Annotated in this window: 25 protein-coding genes; 14 read left to right on the forward strand and 11 right to left on the reverse strand. The window is 52.8% G+C overall.

Features of this window, described 5'->3' with window-relative positions:
* The first annotated feature begins 61 nt into the window (after positions 1-61).
* From ACO0LK_RS03815 to ACO0LK_RS03850, 8 genes are all read left to right on the forward strand, one after another.
* Positions 62-463 carry a hypothetical protein gene (locus tag ACO0LK_RS03815; RefSeq protein ID WP_422972330.1) on the forward strand — a complete coding sequence of 134 codons (402 nt, stop codon included), beginning with the start codon at positions 62-64 and terminating at the stop codon, positions 461-463.
* A 109-nt stretch (positions 464-572) separates the two neighbouring features.
* Positions 573-2,579, forward strand: coding sequence for a TonB-dependent receptor (locus tag ACO0LK_RS03820; RefSeq protein ID WP_422972332.1), 2,007 nt, complete (start codon positions 573-575; stop codon positions 2,577-2,579).
* A 294-nt stretch (positions 2,580-2,873) separates the two neighbouring features.
* Entirely contained in the window at positions 2,874-4,274 is a 1,401-nt protein-coding gene (locus ACO0LK_RS03825; protein WP_422972334.1) for a hypothetical protein, read from the forward strand.
* Between the two features lie 215 nt (positions 4,275-4,489).
* Entirely contained in the window at positions 4,490-5,026 is a 537-nt protein-coding gene (hslV, locus tag ACO0LK_RS03830; protein WP_162043733.1) for an ATP-dependent protease subunit HslV, read from the forward strand.
* Positions 5,027-5,039: 13 nt separating this feature from the next.
* Positions 5,040-6,377, forward strand: a complete 1,338-nt coding sequence (gene hslU, locus ACO0LK_RS03835) for an ATP-dependent protease ATPase subunit HslU (RefSeq protein ID WP_422972336.1) — start codon at positions 5,040-5,042, stop codon at positions 6,375-6,377.
* A gap of 28 nt (positions 6,378-6,405) precedes the next feature.
* A complete protein-coding gene (locus ACO0LK_RS03840; protein WP_422972338.1) occupies positions 6,406-6,588 on the forward strand; it encodes a hypothetical protein in 183 nt (60 codons plus the stop codon).
* A 25-nt stretch (positions 6,589-6,613) separates the two neighbouring features.
* Positions 6,614-7,123, forward strand: coding sequence for a GAF domain-containing protein (locus ACO0LK_RS03845; RefSeq protein ID WP_422972340.1), 510 nt, complete (start codon positions 6,614-6,616; stop codon positions 7,121-7,123).
* Between the two features lie 323 nt (positions 7,124-7,446).
* Positions 7,447-7,659 (forward strand): hypothetical protein, encoded by a 213-nt coding sequence (locus ACO0LK_RS03850; RefSeq protein WP_186947881.1) that lies wholly within the window; start codon positions 7,447-7,449, stop codon positions 7,657-7,659.
* A 39-nt stretch (positions 7,660-7,698) separates the two neighbouring features.
* Here ACO0LK_RS03850 and ACO0LK_RS03855 read toward each other — a convergent pair whose 3' ends face one another.
* The 5 genes from ACO0LK_RS03855 to ACO0LK_RS03875 form a co-directional block, all read right to left on the reverse strand.
* On the reverse strand, positions 7,699-8,697 hold the full coding sequence (locus tag ACO0LK_RS03855) for an NAD(P)H-dependent glycerol-3-phosphate dehydrogenase (protein ID WP_422972343.1): 999 nt from the start codon (positions 8,695-8,697) through the stop codon (positions 7,699-7,701).
* Positions 8,698-8,829: 132 nt separating this feature from the next.
* On the reverse strand, positions 8,830-9,279 hold the full coding sequence (locus ACO0LK_RS03860) for an SH3 domain-containing protein (protein WP_422972345.1): 450 nt from the start codon (positions 9,277-9,279) through the stop codon (positions 8,830-8,832).
* Between the two features lie 51 nt (positions 9,280-9,330).
* Positions 9,331-9,807, reverse strand: a complete 477-nt coding sequence (gene secB / locus ACO0LK_RS03865) for a protein-export chaperone SecB (RefSeq protein ID WP_186947884.1) — start codon at positions 9,805-9,807, stop codon at positions 9,331-9,333.
* 164 nt (positions 9,808-9,971) lie between these two features.
* The gene (gene grxC / locus ACO0LK_RS03870; protein WP_422972347.1) at positions 9,972-10,238 is read right to left on the reverse strand and encodes a glutaredoxin 3; all 267 of its coding nucleotides are present in this window, start codon (positions 10,236-10,238) and stop codon (positions 9,972-9,974) included.
* Positions 10,239-10,251: 13 nt separating this feature from the next.
* Positions 10,252-10,653 (reverse strand): rhodanese-like domain-containing protein, encoded by a 402-nt coding sequence (locus ACO0LK_RS03875; protein ID WP_422972349.1) that lies wholly within the window; start codon positions 10,651-10,653, stop codon positions 10,252-10,254.
* Between the two features lie 125 nt (positions 10,654-10,778).
* On the opposite strand from ACO0LK_RS03875, the gene gpmA reads away from it, so the two are divergent.
* From gpmA to ACO0LK_RS03905, 6 genes are all read left to right on the forward strand, one after another.
* The gene (gpmA, locus tag ACO0LK_RS03880; protein ID WP_422972351.1) at positions 10,779-11,525 is read left to right on the forward strand and encodes a 2,3-diphosphoglycerate-dependent phosphoglycerate mutase; all 747 of its coding nucleotides are present in this window, start codon (positions 10,779-10,781) and stop codon (positions 11,523-11,525) included.
* A gap of 7 nt (positions 11,526-11,532) precedes the next feature.
* Positions 11,533-12,879: a murein hydrolase activator EnvC family protein gene (locus tag ACO0LK_RS03885; RefSeq protein WP_422972353.1), complete on the forward strand. Its 1,347-nt coding sequence runs from the start codon at positions 11,533-11,535 to the stop codon at positions 12,877-12,879.
* Positions 12,880-12,893: 14 nt separating this feature from the next.
* Positions 12,894-14,438, forward strand: a complete 1,545-nt coding sequence (locus tag ACO0LK_RS03890; RefSeq protein WP_422972355.1) for a S41 family peptidase — start codon at positions 12,894-12,896, stop codon at positions 14,436-14,438.
* A gap of 42 nt (positions 14,439-14,480) precedes the next feature.
* Positions 14,481-15,239: a HesA/MoeB/ThiF family protein gene (locus ACO0LK_RS03895; RefSeq protein WP_422972357.1), complete on the forward strand. Its 759-nt coding sequence runs from the start codon at positions 14,481-14,483 to the stop codon at positions 15,237-15,239.
* Between the two features lie 65 nt (positions 15,240-15,304).
* The gene (locus tag ACO0LK_RS03900; protein ID WP_422972359.1) at positions 15,305-15,952 is read left to right on the forward strand and encodes a glutathione S-transferase family protein; all 648 of its coding nucleotides are present in this window, start codon (positions 15,305-15,307) and stop codon (positions 15,950-15,952) included.
* Positions 15,949-16,758: a spermidine synthase gene (locus tag ACO0LK_RS03905; RefSeq protein ID WP_422972361.1), complete on the forward strand. Its 810-nt coding sequence runs from the start codon at positions 15,949-15,951 to the stop codon at positions 16,756-16,758. Before ACO0LK_RS03900 ends, ACO0LK_RS03905 begins: the two co-directional genes overlap by 4 nt.
* A 102-nt stretch (positions 16,759-16,860) precedes the next feature.
* Here the strand turns inward: ACO0LK_RS03905 and ACO0LK_RS03910 are convergent, their stop codons facing one another.
* The 6 genes from ACO0LK_RS03910 to ACO0LK_RS03935 form a co-directional block, all read right to left on the reverse strand.
* Entirely contained in the window at positions 16,861-17,364 is a 504-nt protein-coding gene (locus ACO0LK_RS03910; protein ID WP_422972363.1) for an SHOCT domain-containing protein, read from the reverse strand.
* A gap of 100 nt (positions 17,365-17,464) precedes the next feature.
* Complete coding sequence (locus ACO0LK_RS03915; RefSeq protein ID WP_422972365.1) at positions 17,465-17,869, reverse strand: VOC family protein; 405 nt, start codon at positions 17,867-17,869, stop codon at positions 17,465-17,467.
* 19 nt (positions 17,870-17,888) lie between these two features.
* Positions 17,889-18,695 carry an ABC transporter ATP-binding protein gene (locus tag ACO0LK_RS03920; protein ID WP_186947892.1) on the reverse strand — a complete coding sequence of 269 codons (807 nt, stop codon included), beginning with the start codon at positions 18,693-18,695 and terminating at the stop codon, positions 17,889-17,891.
* Positions 18,695-20,512: an ABC transporter permease subunit gene (locus tag ACO0LK_RS03925; RefSeq protein WP_422972368.1), complete on the reverse strand. Its 1,818-nt coding sequence runs from the start codon at positions 20,510-20,512 to the stop codon at positions 18,695-18,697. The genes ACO0LK_RS03920 and ACO0LK_RS03925 overlap by 1 nt, the downstream gene beginning before the upstream one ends.
* Positions 20,512-21,567 (reverse strand): branched-chain amino acid ABC transporter permease, encoded by a 1,056-nt coding sequence (locus ACO0LK_RS03930; protein WP_186947894.1) that lies wholly within the window; start codon positions 21,565-21,567, stop codon positions 20,512-20,514. Before ACO0LK_RS03930 ends, ACO0LK_RS03925 begins: the two co-directional genes overlap by 1 nt.
* 99 nt (positions 21,568-21,666) lie before the next feature.
* Positions 21,667-22,830 carry an ABC transporter substrate-binding protein gene (locus tag ACO0LK_RS03935; protein WP_422972370.1) on the reverse strand — a complete coding sequence of 388 codons (1,164 nt, stop codon included), beginning with the start codon at positions 22,828-22,830 and terminating at the stop codon, positions 21,667-21,669.
* Positions 22,831-22,976 lie beyond the last annotated feature (146 nt).

Genomic DNA, 22,976 nt, shown 5'->3' on the forward strand with positions numbered 1-22,976 from the left:
TTGTTTTTTTATTTTGGCTTCAAGCCTGATACCCACTAGCTTCAGATAAACCCGCCACACCATGTTGCCGTCACTCACCTCAAGCAAGAACAACAGCAAGCGTTACTTGTTGCTATTGCTGCTGCCTGCGCTGTTATTCAGCCAATGGCTGGGGTTTGCGCATCGCATGTCACATGCGGGCTGGGCTGAAGGTAAAGCACCCGTCGTCTTTAACCAGCAGGCCAGCAATACCAGCAGCCTGATTGATGCACTGTGGCCAAACAGCAAGGATGACAGCAGTACCCAGCATTCTTGCGCCCTGTACGATGCTGCCTGTGTCGCCGAATACCTGCACCTGTTGCCAGACCAGATTGTCCTGCTGGATGGACATGCCCTGGTTTCAATCAATAACAGCAGCACCAGCTGGCAAGCCCTGCTGCGTGTAGCTTTCTCTTCCCGCGCGCCACCTTTCCTGTTTGCCTGAACCGTTTATCTGCTCTCCTTTACCTTTGTGAAGGACGGGCCTGGCATCAATTCGCTCAGACCAGCCTGGCTGAAGTCTGACACTGCATCGTTTGCAAACAGGAAACAATATGGCTTTTCAACGTACACTGATTACTATCGCAGTCATGGCACTGCTCGCTCAATTCAACCATGGTGCCCGGGCTGAAGGCTCACCCATGACTACCGTCACGGTGACATCCAACCCCATCAGCAATGATGAAAACTTGCAGGTACTGACACCGGCCAAGATATTGTCCGGGCCAGAACTGAAGGCAAAAGTAGGCACATCGCTGGGCGATACCCTGAGTGGCGAACTGGGAGTATCGGCATCCGGCTTCGGTGCTGGTGCCTCACGCCCCATCATCCGTGGTCTGGAAGGCCCACGTGTCAAGATCTTGCAAAACGGCATGGGTGTGGCCGACGTTTCCAGCCTGTCAAATGACCATGCAGTCGCCAGCGAAAGTGCTACCGCGCAGCAGATTGAAGTCTTGCGTGGTCCTGCCGCTCTTCTGTATGGCAGTGGTGCCATAGGCGGCCTGGTGAACGTGGTGGATAACCGCATCCCTACCGTGCTCAACAAACAGACTACCGGCGAAGCCGAAGTGCGTGTTGGTACCGTCAACCAGGAAAAGAGCCTGTCCTTTTCCGTCGATGGTTCCAGCGGCGTAGTTGGTCTGCATGCCGATGGCAGCAGCCGCGATACCAGCAACTATAAAATCCCGGGTAACAGCGAATTGAATAATCCGGCCTCGGCCAGTGGCCGCCTGAATTCCAGCTTTACCCGCGAATCCAGCCTGGCTGTGGGCGCATCCGTCATCCAGCCCTGGGGTTATGTGGGTGCAGCCGTTCAGACACTGAATGACCACTACGGCATCCCGACGGCAGAACGCTCATTCATCGACCTGCGCCAGAATCGCTTCGATCTTGATGGTTTGCTGAATTCACCCATCAATGGCTTTGACAGCCTGAAATATAAATTCAGCGCCACCGACTATCAGCATACTGAAAAAGCCGCAGATGGCTCACCGAACACTTACTTCAAGAATAAATCGATGGAAGGCCGCGTTGTGCTGTCGCATCCATCCTGGGCTGGCTGGCAGGGTAGCTCGGGGCTACAGACCGAGCAGGTGAAGTTCTCTGCCCTGTCCGCCAGCACAGGCCGTGCCGATACCGTGCCGCCAACCACATCTACTTCTCTGGCCGCTTTCGTGGTCGAGCAAAAACAATTTGGTGATGTCGTCGCCAGCACCGGCCTACGGATGGAAAATGTCAACCGCAAGCCAGATGCGGGCACCGGCCTGCCTTCGCGTGAATTCAATCTGTTTTCAGGCTCGGCAGGTGGACTCTGGCAATTCGAAAAAGGTTACAGCGCTGGCCTGAGCCTGTCCTGGGCGCAACGCGCACCTGCTACAGAAGAACTGTATTCAAACGGCCCGCATGAATCCACTGCGACATTTGACATAGGCAGTGTCAACATGAAGAAAGAAGTTTCACGCAATGTCGAACTCAGCCTGCAAAAAACCAGTGGCATCCTGCACTGGAAAGTGAATGCCTTCCTCAACAAGGTCAGCAACTATATCTACGGCCACACCGATGGCACCAAAGTGGATGAAGAGGGTATCCCCGACGCAGACGCTGAATTTACCCGTCGCAACTGGTCACAGGCATCTGCCACCATCCGTGGCGGCGAAGCCGAAATCAGCTACAACCTGCTGGGCGAAGGCCCGTCCATACGTGCATTCGCCGACTATTCACGCGGCACCCTTGACAGCATGGGCAGCCTGCCCCTGCAACCGGCCACCCGCACCGGCGTGGATCTGGGCTATCGTGAAGGTAAATGGCGCGCTGGCCTGAATATCCTGCATGCACAACGGCAAGACCGGCTGGCCAGCTTTGAAAGTTTCGAAACACCGTCCTATACCAAGGTCGATGCCAGCCTGACTTATACCCATCCCTACCAGAACAGTCAGCTGACCTGGTTCCTGATGGCGAAAAACCTGTTGAACCAGGATATCCGCCTGTCTACATCGGTACTGCGGGAAAGTGTGCCACAACCCGGCAGGAACGTTCTTGCGGGGCTGAGAGTCAGTTTTTAATGTTAAAAAGTCAGCTAAGAATTGCAAGAAAAATGTAAGCAGATGTAATTGCACATTTAGTTATCAATTCATAACCTACAAGTATAGGAGGTGGTATCCACCTCCAATTTCATTAAAAAACAGGTCTAATCAGTTTGTTTTTGACGATCTTGCGTAGGATTTAAAAGAACATTTGAAAAAAAACTGGTCGGACCTGTTGAGCCCAGTCAACCATTCCATCGTAAATCAGAATATACTAAGCACTCGTCAAATTCGCTAGCGGGCGGTTAGCGTTTATTCTTATTCGGGAACAAAGTGGGGATTTTTTCTCTTTTCGGTAAAAAAGGTGTCAAGCAGGAAGATCGCTCCACCGAGAAATCTTCTTCTAGAAAGACGCGCTCCAAGAATGGTAATACCGTCATTGGCGGTTTCCAGGACAGCGAGGTATTTAGCAATTCGATTATTGCTCAGCGCCATATCGCCCGTGCTACCGAAAGAAAAATCGACGCCATCGAATTTGAAATGTCGCGTGACATCGTCAAGACACGACCACCGACTGTCACCAAGACTGACCTGCTGAACCCGCCAGCCGAAGCGCCTGTTTCGTCAAGAAAAGCCCCCCCCGTAGAATTCCAGACAACGATGCCGTTGACCCTGCCTACCGATTATCTGCTTGGGCAGAATTCGGAAATGCCAGGATCCGCCGTTGCGCATAGCGAATCCGTACCTTTGCTGGAAGAAGCCGCGATCCTGTTTGCCAGTGGCCAGGCCGAAGTTGCCGAGCAAATGCTGGTGGCTGCAGTACACCAGGAACTGGGCGATGCCACCGAAATCGGCTGGCAAATGCTGTTTGATTTGTATCGCATCGGCAATGACCAGCACAAGTTTGAAAGCCTGTCACTCGACTACGCCAATAAATTCGAAACCTCGCCACCGCTGTGGCCAGAGGAACTGAACAATGCCGATACAGATGCCGGTAACCAGACCGACAACACCATGGCCAATATCAGCTTCCCGGCCAAACTCGATGCAGGCATTGTCAAGGTGCTTGAAAAAATCCAGAATGCCAGCGCAAAAAGCCGCAGCCTGCGCCTGGATTTTATACGCGTCAAGGAAGTCGACCCTATCGGTTGCGGCCTGTTATTGCGTGCATTCAAGGGCTTGAAGAAATCCGGCCACGATCTGATATTGATTGGTGCCAAAGACCTGTCGGATAAAATCCGTGCGATTTTGCTGGTAGGTCGTCGTGATGAAACCGAAGCGCCATGGCTGCTTTTGCTGGAACTCTTGCAATTACTGCATTTTGAGCAAGCCTTCGAAGAAGTCAGTATGGATTACTGCATTACTTTCGAAGTATCGCCACCTTCATTTGAAGCGCCGAAAAACAATATCACCAGCTCCTTCCCGGAAATCAGCAATCAGGATGAAGCCGCGTCTGACAGCTTCCTGATGCCTAAAGTGGTAGAAGGCAAGACCGAATTCCTGCTGCAAAGCATCGCCGAACAGGCAGAAAACCAAAACCCGCTGATACTCGATTGCTCACGACTGCAACGGGTAGAGTTTGGTGCCTCGGCACAATTGCTGAATGGCCTGGCCCCTATCGCCGGCAAAAACGGCATGAGCATACGCTTTGAAAACGTCAATTATCTGGTGATGATGCTATTCCATGCCATGGGCCTGAAGAATATTGCCAGCATCATCGTCCGCAAACACTAAAGCAGTTTCCATAATAGCAAGCACTTAAGCTGAATGCCCTGTTCAGCTGCGGGCTTGTCATGGCCTTGCCGTGGGCTGCAACACTTACTGTAGCGCTTGTAATTCTGCGAAAACACCCCATTTTCAAAAAAACGGGCAATCCAGCCCGGCATCCGCCTTCAGCCCATCCGGCCTGAGCATTTGCAGCAGGCGTAGCGAATATCAACGAGGTTCATATGGAACAATTTCACGGCACCACCATCCTGACGGTGCGACGCGGCAATCTGGTTGCCCTTGGCGGCGACGGTCAGGTCACTCTGGGCAATATCGTCATGAAGGGCACTGCCCGCAAGGTACGCAAGCTGTACCATAACAAGGTACTGGCAGGATTTGCTGGCGGCACTGCCGATGCCTTCACCCTGATCGAGCGCTTTGAATCCAAGCTGGAAAAACACCAGGGCCACCTGATGCGTGCCTCGGTAGAGCTAGCCAAAGACTGGCGTACCGACCGCATGCTGCGTCGCCTGGAAGCCATGCTGCTGGTCGCCGACAAGGATACGACCCTGGTCATCACAGGTAATGGCGACGTGCTGGAACCCAACCAGGGTATAGGCGCGATCGGCTCGGGCGGCACCTTTGCCCAATCGGCAGCAATCGCCCTGTTTGAAAACACCGACCTGTCCCCTGTCGACATCGTCAAAAAATCACTGACTATTGCCGGCGAGTTGTGCATTTATACCAACTTGTCGCACACCATAGAAACACTGGAATGAATTGGAACAAGCCATGAACATGACCCCACAAGAGATCGTCTCCGAACTCGATAAACATGTAGTCGGCCAGTCCAAGGCCAAACGCGCTGTCGCCATCGCCCTGCGTAACCGCTGGCGCCGTCAGCAGGTGCAGGAACCACTGCGTCACGAAATCACGCCCAAGAACATCCTGATGATAGGCCCGACCGGTGTCGGTAAAACCGAAATCGCCCGTCGCCTGGCCAAACTGGCAGATGCGCCTTTCATCAAGATCGAAGCCACCAAGTTTACCGAAGTTGGTTATGTCGGCCGCGATGTCGATACCATCATCCGTGACCTGATCGACATCGGGATCAAGCAAACCCGTGAAGCAGCCACCCGCAAAGTGCGCGCCCGCGCCGAAGATGCGGCAGAAGACCGGGTACTCGACATCCTGCTGCCGCCAGCACGCGATTTTGGTTTCCAGCCCAACGAAGCAGAAGCAGCACCAGCCGACAATACCACCCGCCAGACTTTCCGCAAGCGTCTGCGCGAAGGTGCGCTGGATGATAAGGAAATTGAAATAGAAGTCGCCGAAGGTGTAGCCCACATGGAAATCATGGCACCGCCCGGCATGGAAGAAATGACCGAGCAGATCAAGACCATGTTCTCGGGCATGGGCAGTGGCCGCAAGAAATCACGCAAGCTGAAAATCAAGGAAGCGATGAAGCTGCTGATTGAAGAAGAAGCAGGCAAACTGGTCAATGAAGAAGAGCTGAAGCAGGAAGCGATTCGCAATGTAGAACAGAACGGCATCGTCTTCCTCGATGAAATCGACAAGATCGCCTCACGCTCAGAAACTGGTGGCGCCGAAGTCTCACGCGCCGGCGTACAGCGTGATTTGCTGCCGCTGGTGGAAGGTACCACCGTGAATACCAAATACGGCATGATCAAGACTGACCATATCCTGTTTATTGCATCAGGTGCATTCCACCTGGCCAAACCGTCTGATCTGATCCCGGAACTGCAAGGCCGTTTCCCTATCCGCGTGGAACTGGAATCCCTGTCGATTGCTGACTTTGAGCGTATCCTGACCGGCACCGATGCCTGCCTGACACGCCAGTACCAGGCATTGCTGGCGACGGAAGACGTGCAGATAGACTTCACTCCTGAAGGGGTGGAACGTCTGGCCGGTATCGCTTACGCAGTCAATGAAACGACAGAAAATATCGGTGCCCGCCGCCTGTACACGGTCATGGAAAAACTGCTGGAAGAAATTTCTTTCGATGCCCACCAGAACAGTGGCAAGACTGTCACCATCGATGCCGCCTACGTCAATGACCGTCTGGAAGCGCTGTCTGTCAACGAAGATCTGTCGCGCTACGTGCTGTAATTTTTAATTGGTCAACCTGGGGTTCAACATGGCAAACAAGGCGCTGGCAACAAGACAACGCATGCAGTTCCGGGTTGAACCTGCGCAGGCACCGGCCAATCGCAGGCCGCAGCCAGTCAGGAAAACGCAGGTCGGCTATCGTGGTCTGGCCATTAATACATCGACGTCTGTTGCCAACACCATCGGCAAAGACAAGTCGGAAGACAAATAATTCCTTTAAAAAAGAGAACATACATATGTTTAATAGCCCAACTGCCAGCGACCAACCCGACTATTCCATGCTGTCGCGCCAGCTTGCCAGCATATTGGAGAGCGAACGCAATCTGATTACCAATGCGGCACAGTTTTCTGCCTTCATCTATAACAGCATCAGTGATCTCAACTGGGCCGGTTTTTATCTGTGCACAACGGCCAGTAAACCGACGGCAGGATTCCCGCATGAACTCTTGCTCGGGCCTTTCCAGGGCAAGGTTGCCTGCACCCGCATCCCGTTCAATCGTGGAGTCTGCGGCACGGCAGCGGCGGAAAGACGTACAGTCCTGGTGTCTGATGTGCATGCATTTCCTGGCCATATCGCCTGCGATTCGGCATCGAATTCCGAAATCGTCATCCCGTTGATCAAGGATGGAGAATTATTTGGTGTATTTGATATCGACAGCCCACGCCTGGACAGATTCAGTGCCGAAGACCAGCAGGGTCTGGAGCAACTGGTCGCTATTTTCATGGCTGCCAGCGATATCAGATAAACCTGTTTACGATCTTACTGCGCGAGCGCAATTGGAGCCGACGCGGGGCTCATGTGCTGCTCAAAATGCTCATGTACCAAAGTACATTCCGCTTTTTGCGCTGCGTTTTTGTTACCCTGACCCCGCTGACGCTCCTACAGATCGTAAACAGGTTCTAAGCCAGAAATACGCTGCTTTTGATCAGAATATAAAGTATTCCCTGTGGCTGACGGCAGACAAAGACCAGGGCTGACCTGGTCTTTTTTGTTAAGCTATGTCAAAAATCCGCCCTGTGCTGTATTGCCGTTCTACACTGAAATATCAGTGTTAGCAGGGATAGTCACATGTCAGGGAACCGTCGTCGGAAAATGCAACGCAAGCGCAAACTGCTCTTGCGCAGGCGTGACGTGCTGACCCGCTTTATGGTGGACCTGGGCATACATTACCTGGAAATACTGGGGCTGGACAAGGCCATGGATTTCTTGCGCAAGCATCAGGTGCCGGATACAGTTATCAGCAGGGTGCTGCGTTTTCCGGAATACCGACGAAAATATTAGGGCGTGTTGGCCTAAATCGTCATCGCCAGGTGTCTGCTTTTATTGGCTTTCCTGCTTGGCATCCCTTGCCAGCAAACGGCCCATCACCTGTTGTGCCGAAACGCCATCAAACAATACCCCGGCTACCGCTTCGGTGATGGGCATATCCACCCCCAGTGTACGTGCCAGCCCGCGTACCGCCTGGGCGCAACGCACGCCCTCGGCAACATGGCCAAGCTCATGCACAATATTCTCCAGCGACTTGCCCTGCGCCAGCGCCAGCCCTACCCTGCGATTACGTGACAGGTCACCAGTACAGGTCAGTATCAGATCACCCACGCCAGTCAATCCCATCAGGGTTTCAGCGCGGGCACCCAGCGCGACGCCCAGCCGGCTGATTTCAGCCAGGCCACGTGTGATCAGTGCGGCACGGGCGTTCAAACCCAGGCCCATGCCATCGACAATGCCGGTAGCGATGGCCATGATATTTTTGACCGCACCGCCAACCTCAACACCTACCATGTCATCGCTGGAATACACGCGCACGGCATTGCCGTGCAAAGCCTGTACGACCAGCTGGCTCAGTTGAGTAGAGGAAGAGGCAATGGTCAGCGCACAAGGCAGGCCCTTGGCAACTTCCTGCGCAAAGGAAGGACCAGACAAGGCACCAAAAGCCGCCTTGTCACCCAGCACTGCATGCGCCACCTGATGCGGCAGCAACTGGCTATTCTCTTCAAAGCCCTTGCACAACCAGATGATATTAGTGGCCTGGTAGGGCAGACAGGCCTCCAGGGTGGGACGCAAGCCGGATACAGATGTCGCCACCACCAGCAAATTATCCGGCCCGGCCGCATGCTCCAGGGCAGCAGAAAAATCCGCCGTCACTTGCAGGGCAGCAGGAAACGCAAAACCCGGTAAATAAGCCTGGTTCTGGCGTTCAGCCTGCATGACGGCAATCGCCTGCTGATTACGACCCCACAGCAATACCTGGTTTTTTGCCGCAAATGCCATGGCCATGGCCGTACCCCAGGCACCTGCTCCCAATACGCTGATATTCATGCTGTCCCCTGACCACTCTGCAAAATTGGCATTTGTTTCATAGACTAAAATTAAACAAATGGATGAATTCCGGATGTAAAAAAAGGACAGCATGCTGTCCTCTGTATTTGTTTCGGCAAGTTCACCAAATGATTACAGACCCCAGACTTCGTTTATTTTAACAAAGCCGATCTGACCATCTTTGTGCTTGACCTTGACCCAACCAGCATTTACCGGTTCGGCCATTTCCAGCAAGACATGTTTGTCCGCACTGAATACCAGGGCTGACGCATCGTCGGCCGCAGCACGTACTTTGGCATTGGCAACACGAACCACCAGGCTGCGTCGTGTGATCAAATCCTTGGATTCGACCCAGCTCATGTCGCCAGACATATCCCGCACCTTACTCCAGGCACCCGATGTGAACACGACTTCAACCGGCATGCCACGCGGTGCCACATACAATTTGGCGCCTTTTGCACCTGGTGCATCATACATGATGACTGGGGATGCACCGACAGAACGAAACTCCAGCGCCTGGGCAGTACCACCCGCCGTCAGGGCAAGCAGGATCAAGGGCAGGGTCGTTATCAGGCGTCGCATGGGCTTCCTTCTTCAAACTGGCCCGGCTTTCACCGGACCAGACTGCGTCAATTACTGAATAGTTGCTGGTGCATCTGCTGTTGCACTATCTTGCTCAGCAGCAAGCGCCAGGCGTTGTGCGTAGAAAGCTTCGAAATTGATTTCGGACAGGTGGATAGGTGGGAAACCTGCACGTGTGATCGCATCCGCTACGTTGGAACGCAGGTAAGGATAGACGATATTCGGGCAACCTATGCCCAGCAGTGGCTCGAGCTGGTCTTCAGGAATATTGCGTGCTTCGAAAATACCAGCTTGTTTGCCTTCGACCAGGAAAGCCACTTTTTCACCGATTTTTGCAGTCACTGTGACTGTTACTGTGGCTTCGTAGATGCCATCAGCCAGCTTTTCAGAGCCGACATCAACAGAAACTTCGATGCCAGGGGCTTCCTGTTCCAGGAAAATAGCTGGGGAATTTGGCTGTTCAAGCGACAAATCTTTCAGATAAACGCGTTGAATTTGGAATACGGGCTGCAGATTTTCGTCAGACATGTGAAACTTTCTAATATTCTAAAAGATTAATTAATGAACAGCGAGACTGGCAGATAAGGTCATTTACAGCCATTTCAAGGTCGCGGCGCGCTATTGTAGCAAGTAGTCCGCAAAAACAGCAATTTACCTGAAAAAGCCGCAGAAAATCCGGTAATTTTCGCTTTTTAGCCCGCCGGATTCAGTAGCGGATCAAGCTTTCCTGCCCTGTCCAGTGCTGACAGATCATCAAAACCACCTACATGGGTATCCCCTATGTATATCTGTGGCACGGTGCGGCGCCCGGTTTTCTGCATCATCGTCTCGCGTATCGAAGGGTCCAGGTCGACACGGATCTTCTCTATGTCATCAATACCTTTGGATTTCAACAAACGCTCTGCCATATTGCAATAAGGACAAACAGCCGTGCTATACATGACTACATGGGGTTTCATCATTTTCTCCTGCTTACTTTACTGTCGGCAAGCCCTGCGTTTTCCACGCATCCACACCGCCTTCAAGGCTTGTGACCTGTCCGAAACCAGCCTTGGTCAACAAGGCCGCTGCACTGGCTGAACGTACGCCGCGTGCGCAAACGGTAATGACCGCATTGTTTTTCGATTTTTCGATTTCCTTCAGGCGCTTGTCTAATTCTGCCAGAGGAATGTTTTTCGCGTTGGGCAGGTGTCCGGCGGCAAATTCTTCGGCATCACGCACGTCCAATACCAGGGTTTTTCCCTGATTCATCAATTGGGTGGCTTGTAATTGCGATACTTTGGCACCACGTTTCTGTAAAGCCGGAAACAACAGCGCGCCACCGGAAATGAGGGCGATACCAATCAAAAAGATATTATCAAGAATGAATTTCACGGGTTTCCAGTAGTAAGAATGGTTATCAGAAGCGCGTCATTATAAAATAGATGCCGCAGATGCATACTAAATCACTTAGCTCACCTATTTCACCAATTTCACCTACTCACGTTCTAGCACACTCTATGTACAAAATCGTTTTCATGCGCCACGGCGAATCTACCTGGAATCTGGACAACCGCTTTACCGGCTGGACAGATGTTGATCTGACTGAAAAAGGCATCGCCGAAGCGACCCAGGCCGGCAAACTGCTGAAAGAAGCGGGTCTGAGTTTTGACCTGGCCTATACCTCGGTACTGAAACGTGCGATCCGTACACTGTGGGGTACGCTGGATGAAATGAACATGATGTGGCTGCCGGTGGTTCACGACTGGCGTCTGAACGAACGTCATTACGGCGCACTGCAAGGCTTGAACAAGGCTGAAACAGCCGCCAAATATGGTGACGATCAAGTGCTGGTATGGCGTCGCAGCTATGACACGCCACCCTTGCCGCTGGATGAAAACGATGACCGTACCTCGTTCAATGACCCCCGTTACGCTGCGCTGGACCGCAGTCAGATCCCGCTGACCGAATGCCTGAAAGACACGGTAGCGCGCGTCATGCCAGCCTGGAATGACAGCATTGCCCCAGCCATACGCAGCGGCAAACGCATCCTGATTTCCGCCCATGGCAATAGTCTGCGTGCCCTGATCAAAATGCTGGATGGTATCAGCGACGACGATATCGTCAACCTGAACATCCCCAACGGTCAGCCGCTGGTATATGAGCTGGATGCCGATCTGAAGCCGATCAGGCATTATTACCTGGGCGACCAGGCAGCCATTGCAGCAGCTTTGCAGGCTGTGGCAAGCCAGGGTAAATCCAAATAAGTATTTGATGCCACTTACACAGAAGTCGCTGAAATCCCTGCTGAGCATCGTGCTGTGCCTGTCAATGACGGGCATGGCAGGCTCTGCCATGGCGGCCAGCAATAGCCGTGCAGTGCAGAAAAACAAGGCCGAAGCAGACCGTCTGGAGTTGCAAAACCGCCTGAAGTCGCTAAAAAACGACATCAACAAAACGGAAACCGCCAAAGACAATGCCAGTGATGCCCTGGCAGAATCAGAAAAATCGATTTCAGAAGCAAATCGTTCACTGCGTGACTTGCAGACCGAGCAGAGCGAAACCGAGGGAAAAATCAAGCAATTGGCCGAAGAACAACAGCGTCTGGCGGCCAAGGTTGAAAAACAAAAGAATCAGTTATCCAGTTTTCTGCGCCGCCAATATATACGCGGTGACAGTGACCGCATGAAGCTGCTGCTATCCGGCGACAACCCCAACCGCATCAACCGCGAATTGCAGTACATGAGTTATGTATCGCAAACTCAGGCCAAGATGATCGATGCCCTGCGCGTCAGCCTGAAAGCGGCAGAAAAAAATGCTGACGATGCGAAGGAAGCCAAAGCCGAACTCGATGAAATCGCCGATGAAGAAAAAAGCCACAAGTCGGCACTGGAAAAAGAGAAAAAACGCCATGCCACTTTACTAAGTCAGTTGGCAGAAAAATTATATATACAAAAAAAACAGGCTGATAGTCTGGAAAAAGATGAACAAAGACTGGGTAATCTGGTCTCACAATTGAATAAACTGATTGAAGAGCAGGCCAAGGCAGATGCAGCCAAGGCCGCGCTGGAAGAAAAACAGCGCCAGGAAAGAATTGCAGCAGCGCAGAAAGTACGCGCAAAACAGGCAGCACAGGGCAAGAAACCGGCAAAAATCACCAATCCGAATACGATTGATGCCGACGAACCACCAAGGCAGGCAAAGGCAGAAACACCGCCAGCAGGTGAATTTGACAAGCTCAAAGGTCAATTGCGCTTGCCGGTCAAAGGTGAGATCGTAGCCAAATATGGCAGCAAGCGCGCCGATGGGCCAAGCTGGAAAGGCATGTTCATCAAGGCCAGCGAGGGTGCAGAAATTAAATCCATCGCTCCCGGCAAGGTGATTTTTGCCGATTGGTGGAAAGGCTATGGCAATATGATCATCGTTGATCATGGCGGCCAGTACTGGAGTTTATATGGCAATAACCAGGCCGTATTGAAGCATGTAGGTGATGTCGTAAAAGCAGGTGATGTAATTGCCAGCGCTGGAAACAGCGGCGGCATTGAAGAATCAGGTTTATACTTTGAAGTACGTCATCAGGGACGTACATTTGATCCGCTCAACTGGATCGTCGTTAAATAGGCTTTAGGTGAATCATGGGCAGCAAATTCAAGAATTTCGGTTTAATTGGCCTCGGCATGGTAGCGGGCGTAGCAGTTTCCATGCAGTTTTCCGCCGTGGCACAAAAAACCATGGGCAATCCTTTACCTATAGAAGAATTGCGGCAACTCACCGATGTCTTCGGTTTGATCAAATCGGATTATGTCGAACCGGTGGAAGACAACAAGCTTCTGACTGAAGCCATTACCGGCATGGTGGCATCGCTGGATCCGCACTCTGCCTATCTGGACAAGAAAGCATTTAAAGAATTAAAAGAAGGTACGCAGGGCAAATTTGTTGGCCTGGGTATCGAAGTCGGCATGGAAGATGGCTATGTCAAAATCATCTCCCCTATCGAAGATTCACCAGCTTACCGTGCCGGCCTGAAACCGGGTGATCTGATTACCCGTCTGGATTCACTGCCAGTCAAGGGTTTGTCGCTGGACGAAGCCGTGAAAAAAATGCGCGGCGAACCGAATACCAAGATTACCCTGACCATTGCCCGCAAGAGTGAAGACAAACCGATTATTGTCACCATTGTGCGCGAGCTCATCAAGCAGCAAAGCGTCAAGGCCAAAATCGTAGAGCCTGGTTATGCATGGGTAAGAATTGCCCAGTTCCAGGAACCAACGGTTGAAGACATGGCCAAAAAGATCCAGACCCTGTATGCCCAGGACCCATCCATCAAGGGCCTGGTCCTTGATTTGCGCAATGATCCGGGCGGTGTCTTGCCAGGTGCCATCGGTGTTTCTGCTGCCTTCCTGCCCAAGGATGTACCGGTCGTTTCCACCAATGGCCAGTTGCCTGATTCCAAGGCAACCTTCTACGCAAGGCGCGAATTTTACTCGGGACGCACATTGAGCGACCCACTGGCAAAACTACCGGAAGCCGTGAAAAACGTACCTATGGTGGTATTGATCAATACCGGTTCGGCTTCTGCCTCTGAAATTGTGGCTGGTGCCCTGCAAGATTACAAGCGTGCCACCATTCTGGGTACCCAGAGTTTTGGCAAGGGTTCGGTACAGACCATACGCCAGATTTCTGCCGATACCGCAGTCAAACTGACCACGGCGCGTTACTACACACCGAATGGCCGTTCAATTCAGGCGAAAGGTATCGTGCCTGACCTGAACGTGGAAGAAACCGCTGATGGCGATGGTTTCAATGGATTGCGTGCACGTGAAGCTGACTTACAAAAACATCTGAGTAATGACAAGGAAAAAGAAGTCGCTCGTCCTAAAGTCGATGAAGCAGAAGAAGAGCAACGTCTGATCGCGCTGGCGAAAAAGAGCAAACCGCTGGAATATGGCGGTGCAGACGACTTCCAGTTGGCCCAGGCACTGAATCACCTGAAAGGCCTGCCAGTCAAAGTCACCGAAGCCAAAGTCGCTGACAAAGATGGTAAAGACAGCAAAGATGCCAAAGACACAGGCAAGGATGCTGAAAAAGCCGGCAAGTCGGACAAAACCGATAAAGCGGATAAACCCGAACACAAAACCGATCACAAGACAGATAGCAAAACCGACCCCAAGAAAAAATAAACCCTGACAAAAAGGCCGCACGCAGCGGCCTTTTTTACTACGATGAATGACCAGCAACTCTTACGCTATTCCCGTCACATCCTGCTGGACCAGATAGGCATAGAAGGCCAGCAGGCTATCACTGAAGCTCACGCCCTCATCATTGGCGCCGGCGGACTTGGTTCCCCTGTGGCGCTATACCTGGCCAGTGCCGGTGTTGGCAGCATCAGCATCGTTGACAATGACAGTGTCGATCTGACCAATCTGCAACGGCAAATCCTGCATACGACGGAACGGGTGGGCATGGCCAAGGTCGACTCGGCCAAACTCAGCTTGCAGAGCATCAATCCCGATATCCATATCATTGCGCTACAGGAACGCGCCGAACACGAACGCCTGGAAGAACTGGTCAGCCAGGCCAGCATCGTACTGGACTGCTGCGACAATTTCGTCACCCGCCATGCAGTCAATGCAGCCTGTGTCAAACACGGCGTGCCGCTGGTGTCGGGTGCAGCAATTGCCTTTGATGGCCAGATCAGCGTCTTTGACAGCCGCAAGCCGGAATCACCCTGTTATGCCTGTCTGTTCCCGCCAGATCAGGTGTTTGAAGAAGTGCTGTGTTCCAGCATGGGTGTGTTTGCGCCGCTGGTTGGCATCATAGGCAGCACCCAGGCAGCAGAAGCACTCAAACTCATCATGGACATAGGCAAGGCACTCAGCGGCCGCCTGTTGCTGCTGGATGCCCTGAACATGGAATGGACCAGCATAGGCATCAGCAAAAATCCTGATTGCCCGGTCTGCGGCCAGACTCACCACGCCTGAAGCTGCATATGCCCCATCTAGCCTTGGCACAGCGCCCTCAACTCATTTCGCTTTGAAGGAAAACCATGTACACACTGTATTACTGTCCTGGCACGGCCAGCATGATCGTCCACCTGGCCCTGCTGGAAATCGGCGCAGAACATGAATTGAAACTGGTCGATGTAGAAAAGAACCAGCAAAAAGATCCGGCCTACCTGCGACTGAACCCCAATGGCGTAGTGCCTACCCTGGTCTTCGGCGACCGCCCGTATCTGGAATCCGCAGCATTACTGATGTTACTGTCCGAACGTCACCCGCAAGCCGGTCTGGTACCTGCCGCCGGTAGCGTAGAACGTGACCAGTGGCGACAATGGATCATGTATCTGAGCCACAGCCTGCAGGCAGCCTTCCGTGCCTGGTTTTATCCGGCAGAACTGGGCTATGAAGAACACACGGCAGTCACCCGCCAGGCCTTGCAGAATCGCATCGCAGCCATCTGGGACAAGCTGGATCAGCATCTGGAACAGAATGGTCCCTATCTGCTCGGCGACACTTTTTCTGGCGCAGACCTGTACCTGACCATGCTGATGCGCTGGTCACGCAATATGCCGCGCCCAGCCACCGGCTGGCCAGCCCTGAATCGCCTGGCGCACCTGATCATTGCCCGCCCCAGCTGGCAAAAGATGGTGGCCATCGAAGGCATTGATGCCTGGCCGAAAATGACATCCAATTGAGTAAGTCCAGCAAAGCCCGTGAACTGTATGCCGTCAACCAGGCGGCCATGCAGGTCCATATCGTCCATCCGGAAGTATCGATCACCGAATTTCGCGGTGTCCGCAACCTGCATCTGTCTTCCGAGGCGATACAGGGTGCCATGCGACTGGCGATGCCTGACCAGATCGAACTCGAATACGTACAGCAAATGATGATGTGGATGCTGTTCAGCGAAAAGCCTCAGCATATCGTTCAACTCGGCCTGGGTGCGGCATCACTGACCAAGTTTTGCTATCGCCAGTTTCCACAGGCAAGGGTCACGGCAATAGAACTGAATCCGAATGTGATACAGGCCTGCCATCAGGATTTCAAACTGCCACCCGATGATGAACGCCTGCAGGTGCTGGAAATGGATGCGATGCTATATGTCAGCAATGAAAAAAATCATGCCAGCATCGATATTCTGCAAATCGATCTGTATGATGCCGCGGCCGAAGCACCTGCACTCGGCAGCCCGGCGTTTTACCGGGCCTGTGCAGACTGCCTGAAGGACGATGGCATACTGACCGTGAACCTGTTCGGCAATCCACAAAACTATGAAGCAAATTGCGCAGACAACATCGCCGCACTGGAAGCCGCTTTTGATGCCGTAGTCTGGCTACCGCTGGTGCATGATGCCAACACCGTCGCCATCGCATTCAAGCAAGCACCTGTGGTTGATTTCGACGATCTGTATGAACGCGCCACTGCAATACGCCTAGCTAGCAAACTGCCTGCGGCGAAATGGGTAAATGGCATGAAGGCGTGGATGGAAGAGCAAAGCTGAGACAGCCTGATATAGTCTGATATAGTCTGATATAGTCTGATATAGTCGCAAAGCCAAAACAGTCTGTATCAGGAGGATTGTTTTAGCTTGCGATGCAGCACATCAATTGGCATTCAGCAATTTGGCTTTTTGCGTCTGAAATTCGGCCTCGGTAATGATGCCCTGTTTGCGCAGGCTGTCCAATTTCAGCAATTCAGAATAGACATCCTTGGATGCAGGGGCAGCAGGAGCAACCGGAGCATCAAGCTTGCCCCGGTTATCGTTCTTGATTTCGACCACGGTATCGGCGGTCTTTTTCAACTTGGGACGATTTAACTCGGCGTCGTTGGCATTGAGGCACATGAACTGTACTTCAGCCTTGGGGAAATTACCAAAAATATACGGCGGGCGGGCTTCCTGAGTACTGACGACCTGGAAAGATTTACCCAGTTTTTCACAAAACTGTGTGGCTTCCTGGAAGGCTTCTGCCTTCAACGTGCCTGAACCGGAAAATCCGGTCGCTGCCTGGCGCGACACCATATAGGTATCCTTACCTATCGACAGCACACTGGAATTGGATGCACAGGCCGTCAACAGCAGGGCGGCAGAACAAAGCAGGACTCTCATCTGGTCACTCGTCTAAAGTGGAAAATCATGATTATACGCAGGCTGCACTCCAAATTTTTCAGTCGCTAAAAAAAATCAACAGGTTCAGCGTATCGCATTTTTATTTATCATCTTCTTGCGCATGGTGGCAGCAGACACACAGTTTATTACCGTCCGGATCGCGAAAATAGGCACCGTAATAATTCGGGTGGTAGTGCGGACGCAGACCAGGTTCCCCTTCATCGACAGCACCATGTGCCATGGCAAGCGCGTGGCAGCGCCGGACTGCTTCACGCGATGGTGCCAGCAAGGCAATCATCTGACCATTCCCGGCGCTGGCAGGCTCACCATCAAATGGCTGACCTATCACGAATAGCGGTCGGGGCTGATCAGGTGACATCCAGCCAGCCCAGGGCTTTTCTGCATCGCTGAACTTCAGCACCAGGCCCAGTTCTGCCATCAGCGCCATGTAAAAATCAAAGGCGATATTGAAATCACGGACACCAAAGAATACATGCGAGATCATGGACGTTTTACCCTTTTGATCAATGCGTTTTTTTTGCCAGCCCCAGATACGTATCAATCACCCGCTGGTCATTCGCCAGTTCAGCGGCCAGTCCTTGCAAAGCGATCTGTCCGGTTTCCAGCACATAGGCATAATCTGCCACCTGTAGCGCTGCGCGGGCATTTTGCTCGACCAGCAAAATGGCAACACCGGTTTGCTTGAGACGCTGGATGATGTGGAAGATTTCCTTAACGATCAAAGGTGCCAGGCCGAGGCTGGGTTCATCCAGCATCAGCAATTGTGGCTTGGCCATCAGCGCGCGCCCCAGTGCCAACATCTGGCGTTCGCCGCCAGACAGGGTGCCAGCTTCCTGAGTGCGTCTTTCCTTCAAGCGCGGGAAAAGGTCAAATACAACCGGCAACTGGTCTGCATAATTTTTTTCACCGGCCTGGTAACGGCGATAGCTACCGAGCAGCAGATTATCTTCTACTTTCATGCTGGCGAACAATTCCCGTTTTTCCGGCACCAGTGACATGCCCTGTGCAACCCGGGTTTCTATAGCAACGCCAGCCAGGTCTTTATCTGATAACAAGATTTGGCCACGCAGGCTGCCATTCGCCGGCAGTGCGCCGGCAATTGCATTGAGCATGGTGGATTTGCCGGCACCATTGGGGCCGATCACGGTCACGATCTGTCCGGCATCCACCTGGATGTTGACGGCTTGCAGGGCTTCAACCTTGCCATAAAAAACCTGCAAGTCCCTGGTCTGCAACAGGCCGGGTTCGGTGGATGAAGTCACTGGAATGACCGGCTCTTCCGGCAAGTCTGTAGAAATTGGCGTCGTCATCAGTCTATCCCACCCAGATATGCTTCCAGCACGGCCGGATGCTGTTGTACTTCTTGCGGCAAGCCTTCGGCGATCTTGGTACCGAATTCCATCACCACCAGATGATCGGTCAGGTTCATCACAAAATCCATGTCATGTTCAACCAGTAAAATACTCATGCCTTCACCGCGCAACTTGCGCAACAGTTCTGCCAGTTCCTGTTTTTCCTTGTAACGCAAACCGGCTGCCGGTTCATCCAGCAACAGCAGTGTCGGGTCACAACACAGAGCGCGGGCAATTTCCAGGATGCGTTGCTGCCCCAGTGCCAGGCTGCCAGCTTCTTCCTGCATCAGGTGGGCCAGGCCTACCCTTTCCAGTTGACGCTGCGCTTCTGCCAGCAGGGAATTTTCTATCTTGCTGTCACGTCGCAAAATACTCGACATCACTTCCATCACATCACCACCCTTGGCGCGCAAATGGGCGCCAATAGCGACGTTTTCCAGCACACTCATGCTGGCCAGCAGGCGCACATGCTGGAAGCTGCGGCCTATCCCCAGTTTGACAATCTCGCGTGACGGCAGGTTGCCGATATCGCGCAACTGGCCATCACTATAAAAACGGATAGCACCACCGCTCAACGGCAAGACCCCGGTCACCAGATTGAACATGGTCGATTTACCGGCACCATTGGGACCAATCAAACCAACGATCTGCCCGGCACTGACGGTAAACTGCATATCATTGACAGCCACCAAGCCACCAAACTGTTTGCGGGCCTTGTCAATTTCCAGAATAACAGTGTCAATAGCAGGCTTGGTGCGCGTATTGAGAACCGCAGCCCCCGGTTTGACCTGTATGCCCTTGTCTTCTGGCAGCCAGGCAGCAAAAATGCGCCTGGTCCAGCGTGCAAGATATGGCCATACGCCATCACGTGCCCTTTGCAGCAGCAATATCAGCAAGACACCAAAAACGATGACTTCAAAATTGCCGTTTGCTCCCAGCAAAACCGGCAAGATGCTTTGCAACTTGTCTTTCAGCAGGGTCAGCAAGGCAGAACCCAGCAAAGCCCCCCACACATGCCCGGCACCACCCACCACCGCCATGAACAGGTATTCGATACCCTGGTTCAGACCAAAAGGAGTAGGGTTGACGGCACGTTGCAGATGGGCATACAGCCAGCCGGAAATACTCGCCAGCATGGCGGCTATCACGAAGATGATGACTTTCATCCTGGCGGTATTGACACCCATGGCTTCCGCCATGACGCCGCCGCCTTTCAAGGCACGTATGGCGCGCCCGGGGCGGGATTGCAACAGGTTCTGGATGGCGATGATGGCCAATAACAGGATGACCCAGATCAGCGCAAACATGCTGCGTCCGCTATCCAGTTTGAAACCAGCAAGAGTAATTGCCGGGATGCCGTTCAGACCATCGTATTTACCCAGAATTTCCATATTGCCGAACAGGAAAAACAGTGACAGGCCCCAGGCGATGGTACCCAGAGGCAGATAATGGCCAGACAGACGCATGGTGATCATGCCGATGGCAAATGCTGCCACCATGGTCAGCACCAGACCTGCCAGCAAACCCAGCCAGGGTGAATAACCCAGTGCCGTGCACAGATAAGCGCTGGAGTAAGCCCCCAGGCCGACAAAGGCCGCCTGCCCGAATGAGGTCATGCCACCGACGCCGGTCAACAGCACCAGCCCCAGTGCCACGATGGCATACAGACCAATATAGTTGGCCAGGGTGATCCAGAATTCAGGTACCGGCATCAGCGGGAAAAACAGTATCAGTACCAGCAATACCCATTTGCCATGTTGGATGAGTGTTTTCATTATTCTTCATCCTCATCATTGTGTTTGCTGTTCAGCGAGCGCCACAACAGGACCGGGATAATCAGGGTAAATACGATGACCTCCTTGTAGGCACTGGCCCAGAATGATGAATAGGATTCCAGCAATCCCACCAGCAGGGCGCCGGCCGCCGCCACCGGATAACTGACCAGACCACCAACAATGGCACCGACAAAGCCCTTGAGCCCGATCAGAAAACCACCGTCGTAATACACCGTTGTCACTGGCGCAATCAGTACGCCACACAATGCACCCATGGCAGCCGCCAGGGTAAATGCCAGACGGCCAGCCTTGATGGTCCCGATGCCCACCAGTTGTGCACCTAAGCGATTGACAGCCGTCGCCCGCAGGGCTTTGCCTGACAGGCTACGTTCAAAATAGAAATACAGGGCAGCGATCAGCAAACCAGATACCGCGATCACCACCAGGTTTTGACCGGATATCTGCATGGCGCCAATTTCCAGACGGGCATCGCTGAAAGCCGTGGTGCGTGAGCCTTCGGCACCAAACATCACCAGTCCCAAACCAGTCAGGGCAAAATGCACGCCGACAGACACGATCAACAATACCAGCGTGCTGGCTTCAGCCAGTGGCTGGTAGGCCAGCCGGTATATCATCGGCCCCATCGGTATCACGATTGCCAGTGCCAGCACGACTTGCGCAAACAAGGGCCATTGCTGTACCGGTACATACCGTGCCAGCAGCCAGATGCACAAAGGTGCCAGCACAAGCCGCGCCGCGCTCAGCAGCAGGCTCTTGCCAGCATTATTGACAGGCTGGCTGGCGCGCAGAACGGACCAGGCTTCCTTCATCATGCACAGCACGCCAAAGGCCAGCAACAGGCTGGCAGACTGCGGAAACTTGCCCGACTGTATGGCGGCCAGACTCAGCGCACCAAAGGCGACGAACTCCCCCTGGGGGATGAAAATGACCCGTGTGACGGAAAATACCAGTACCAGTGCCAATGCCAGCAAGGCATAGATGGCACCGTTGGTAATGCCATCCTGAGCAAGGATGACAGCAATTGAAAAATCCATGGAAACCTGACTTTCTTGGGTATTACTTGAATGTTCTCTTTCGATTCAGATGTCGAATAAAAAGGGAGCCGCAGCTCCCTTCTTTCAGACATGCAGCAATCAGTTGGCCTGACCGTACAGCTTCCATTTGCCGTTCACGATTTGCACCATGACGCGGGAACGCTGATCAAGGCCAAGATGGTCGGTATCGCTCATGTTGACGATACCGTGCGAGACTGGCAGGTTGCTGATGTTTTCCAGTGCCAGACGCAAGGCGGCATGAAACTCCTTGGTGCCAGGCTGGGCTTTCTTCAGGGCGACAGTTGCGGCTGCTTCCAGCAAGAGGCTGGCATCCCAGGCATGGCCACCAAAAGTGGACACCGAGCCGACGCCATATTCTTTTTCATACGCTTTCAGGTAACGCAAGGCAGATTTTTTGACTGGATTATCAGCAGGCAATTGCTCGGCCACCAGCAATGGGCCGGCTGGCAACCAGGTACCTTCGCAATCCTTGCCACACACACGCAGGAAATCATTGTTGGCAACACCATGGGTCTGGTAAATTTTGCCTTTATAACCGCGTTCTTTCAGGGTCTTCTGTGGCAGGGCTGCTGGCGTACCGGCACCTGCAATCAACACGGCATCTGGATTGGTTGCCATGATTTTCAGGATCTGCCCGGTCACTGAAGTGTCATTACGGGCAAAGCGCTCATTCGCAACAATTTTCAGTTTGCGCAGTTCGGCGATTTTGGAGAATTCCTTGTACCAGCCTTCACCATAGGCATCGGCAAAACCGATAAAAGCGACAGTCTTGATGCCATTGTCATTCATGTGGCCAGTGATAGCCGTCGACATGTGGGAATCATTTTGCGGGGTCTTGAAAACCCAGAAACGCTTGGAATCAATCGGCGAAATAATCGCTGATGATGCCGCCATGGAAATCATGGGGATTTCGTTTTCAGCAGCAACGTCTACCATTGCCAGCGAATTGGGTGTGATGGTAGAGCCGATCAGGATATCGATCTTGTCTTCGGCAATCATCTTGCGTGCATTTTTGACTGCGGTCGTGGTATCGGACGCGTCGTCCAGCACGATGTATTCAACCTTTTTGCCAGCAATTTCTTTCGGCAACAGGGCGAAGGTATTTTTTTCAGGGATACCCAGGGAAGCCGCAGGGCCGGTAGCGGATACGTTCACGCCCACCTTGATCTGCGCATAAGCACTACTTGCCAATACCAGCGACAACATAACTGGCAAAGCCGCCAGTGCGAATCGGTTCTTCATGGATAGTCTCCTGTCTTGCTTTTTGTTTATAGAATATTATTAACCGACCGAGCGGTCGGTTAATTTTTAATCAGTGTAACCTTTCCTATGCTCAGGCACAACATCAGGGTCAATTTTTACGTGCGTGCACAACTCGGCATAGGCGG

The sequence above is a fragment of the Undibacterium sp. Ji49W genome, from assembly GCF_049340205.1.
Classification (GTDB): domain Bacteria; phylum Pseudomonadota; class Gammaproteobacteria; order Burkholderiales; family Burkholderiaceae_D; genus Undibacterium.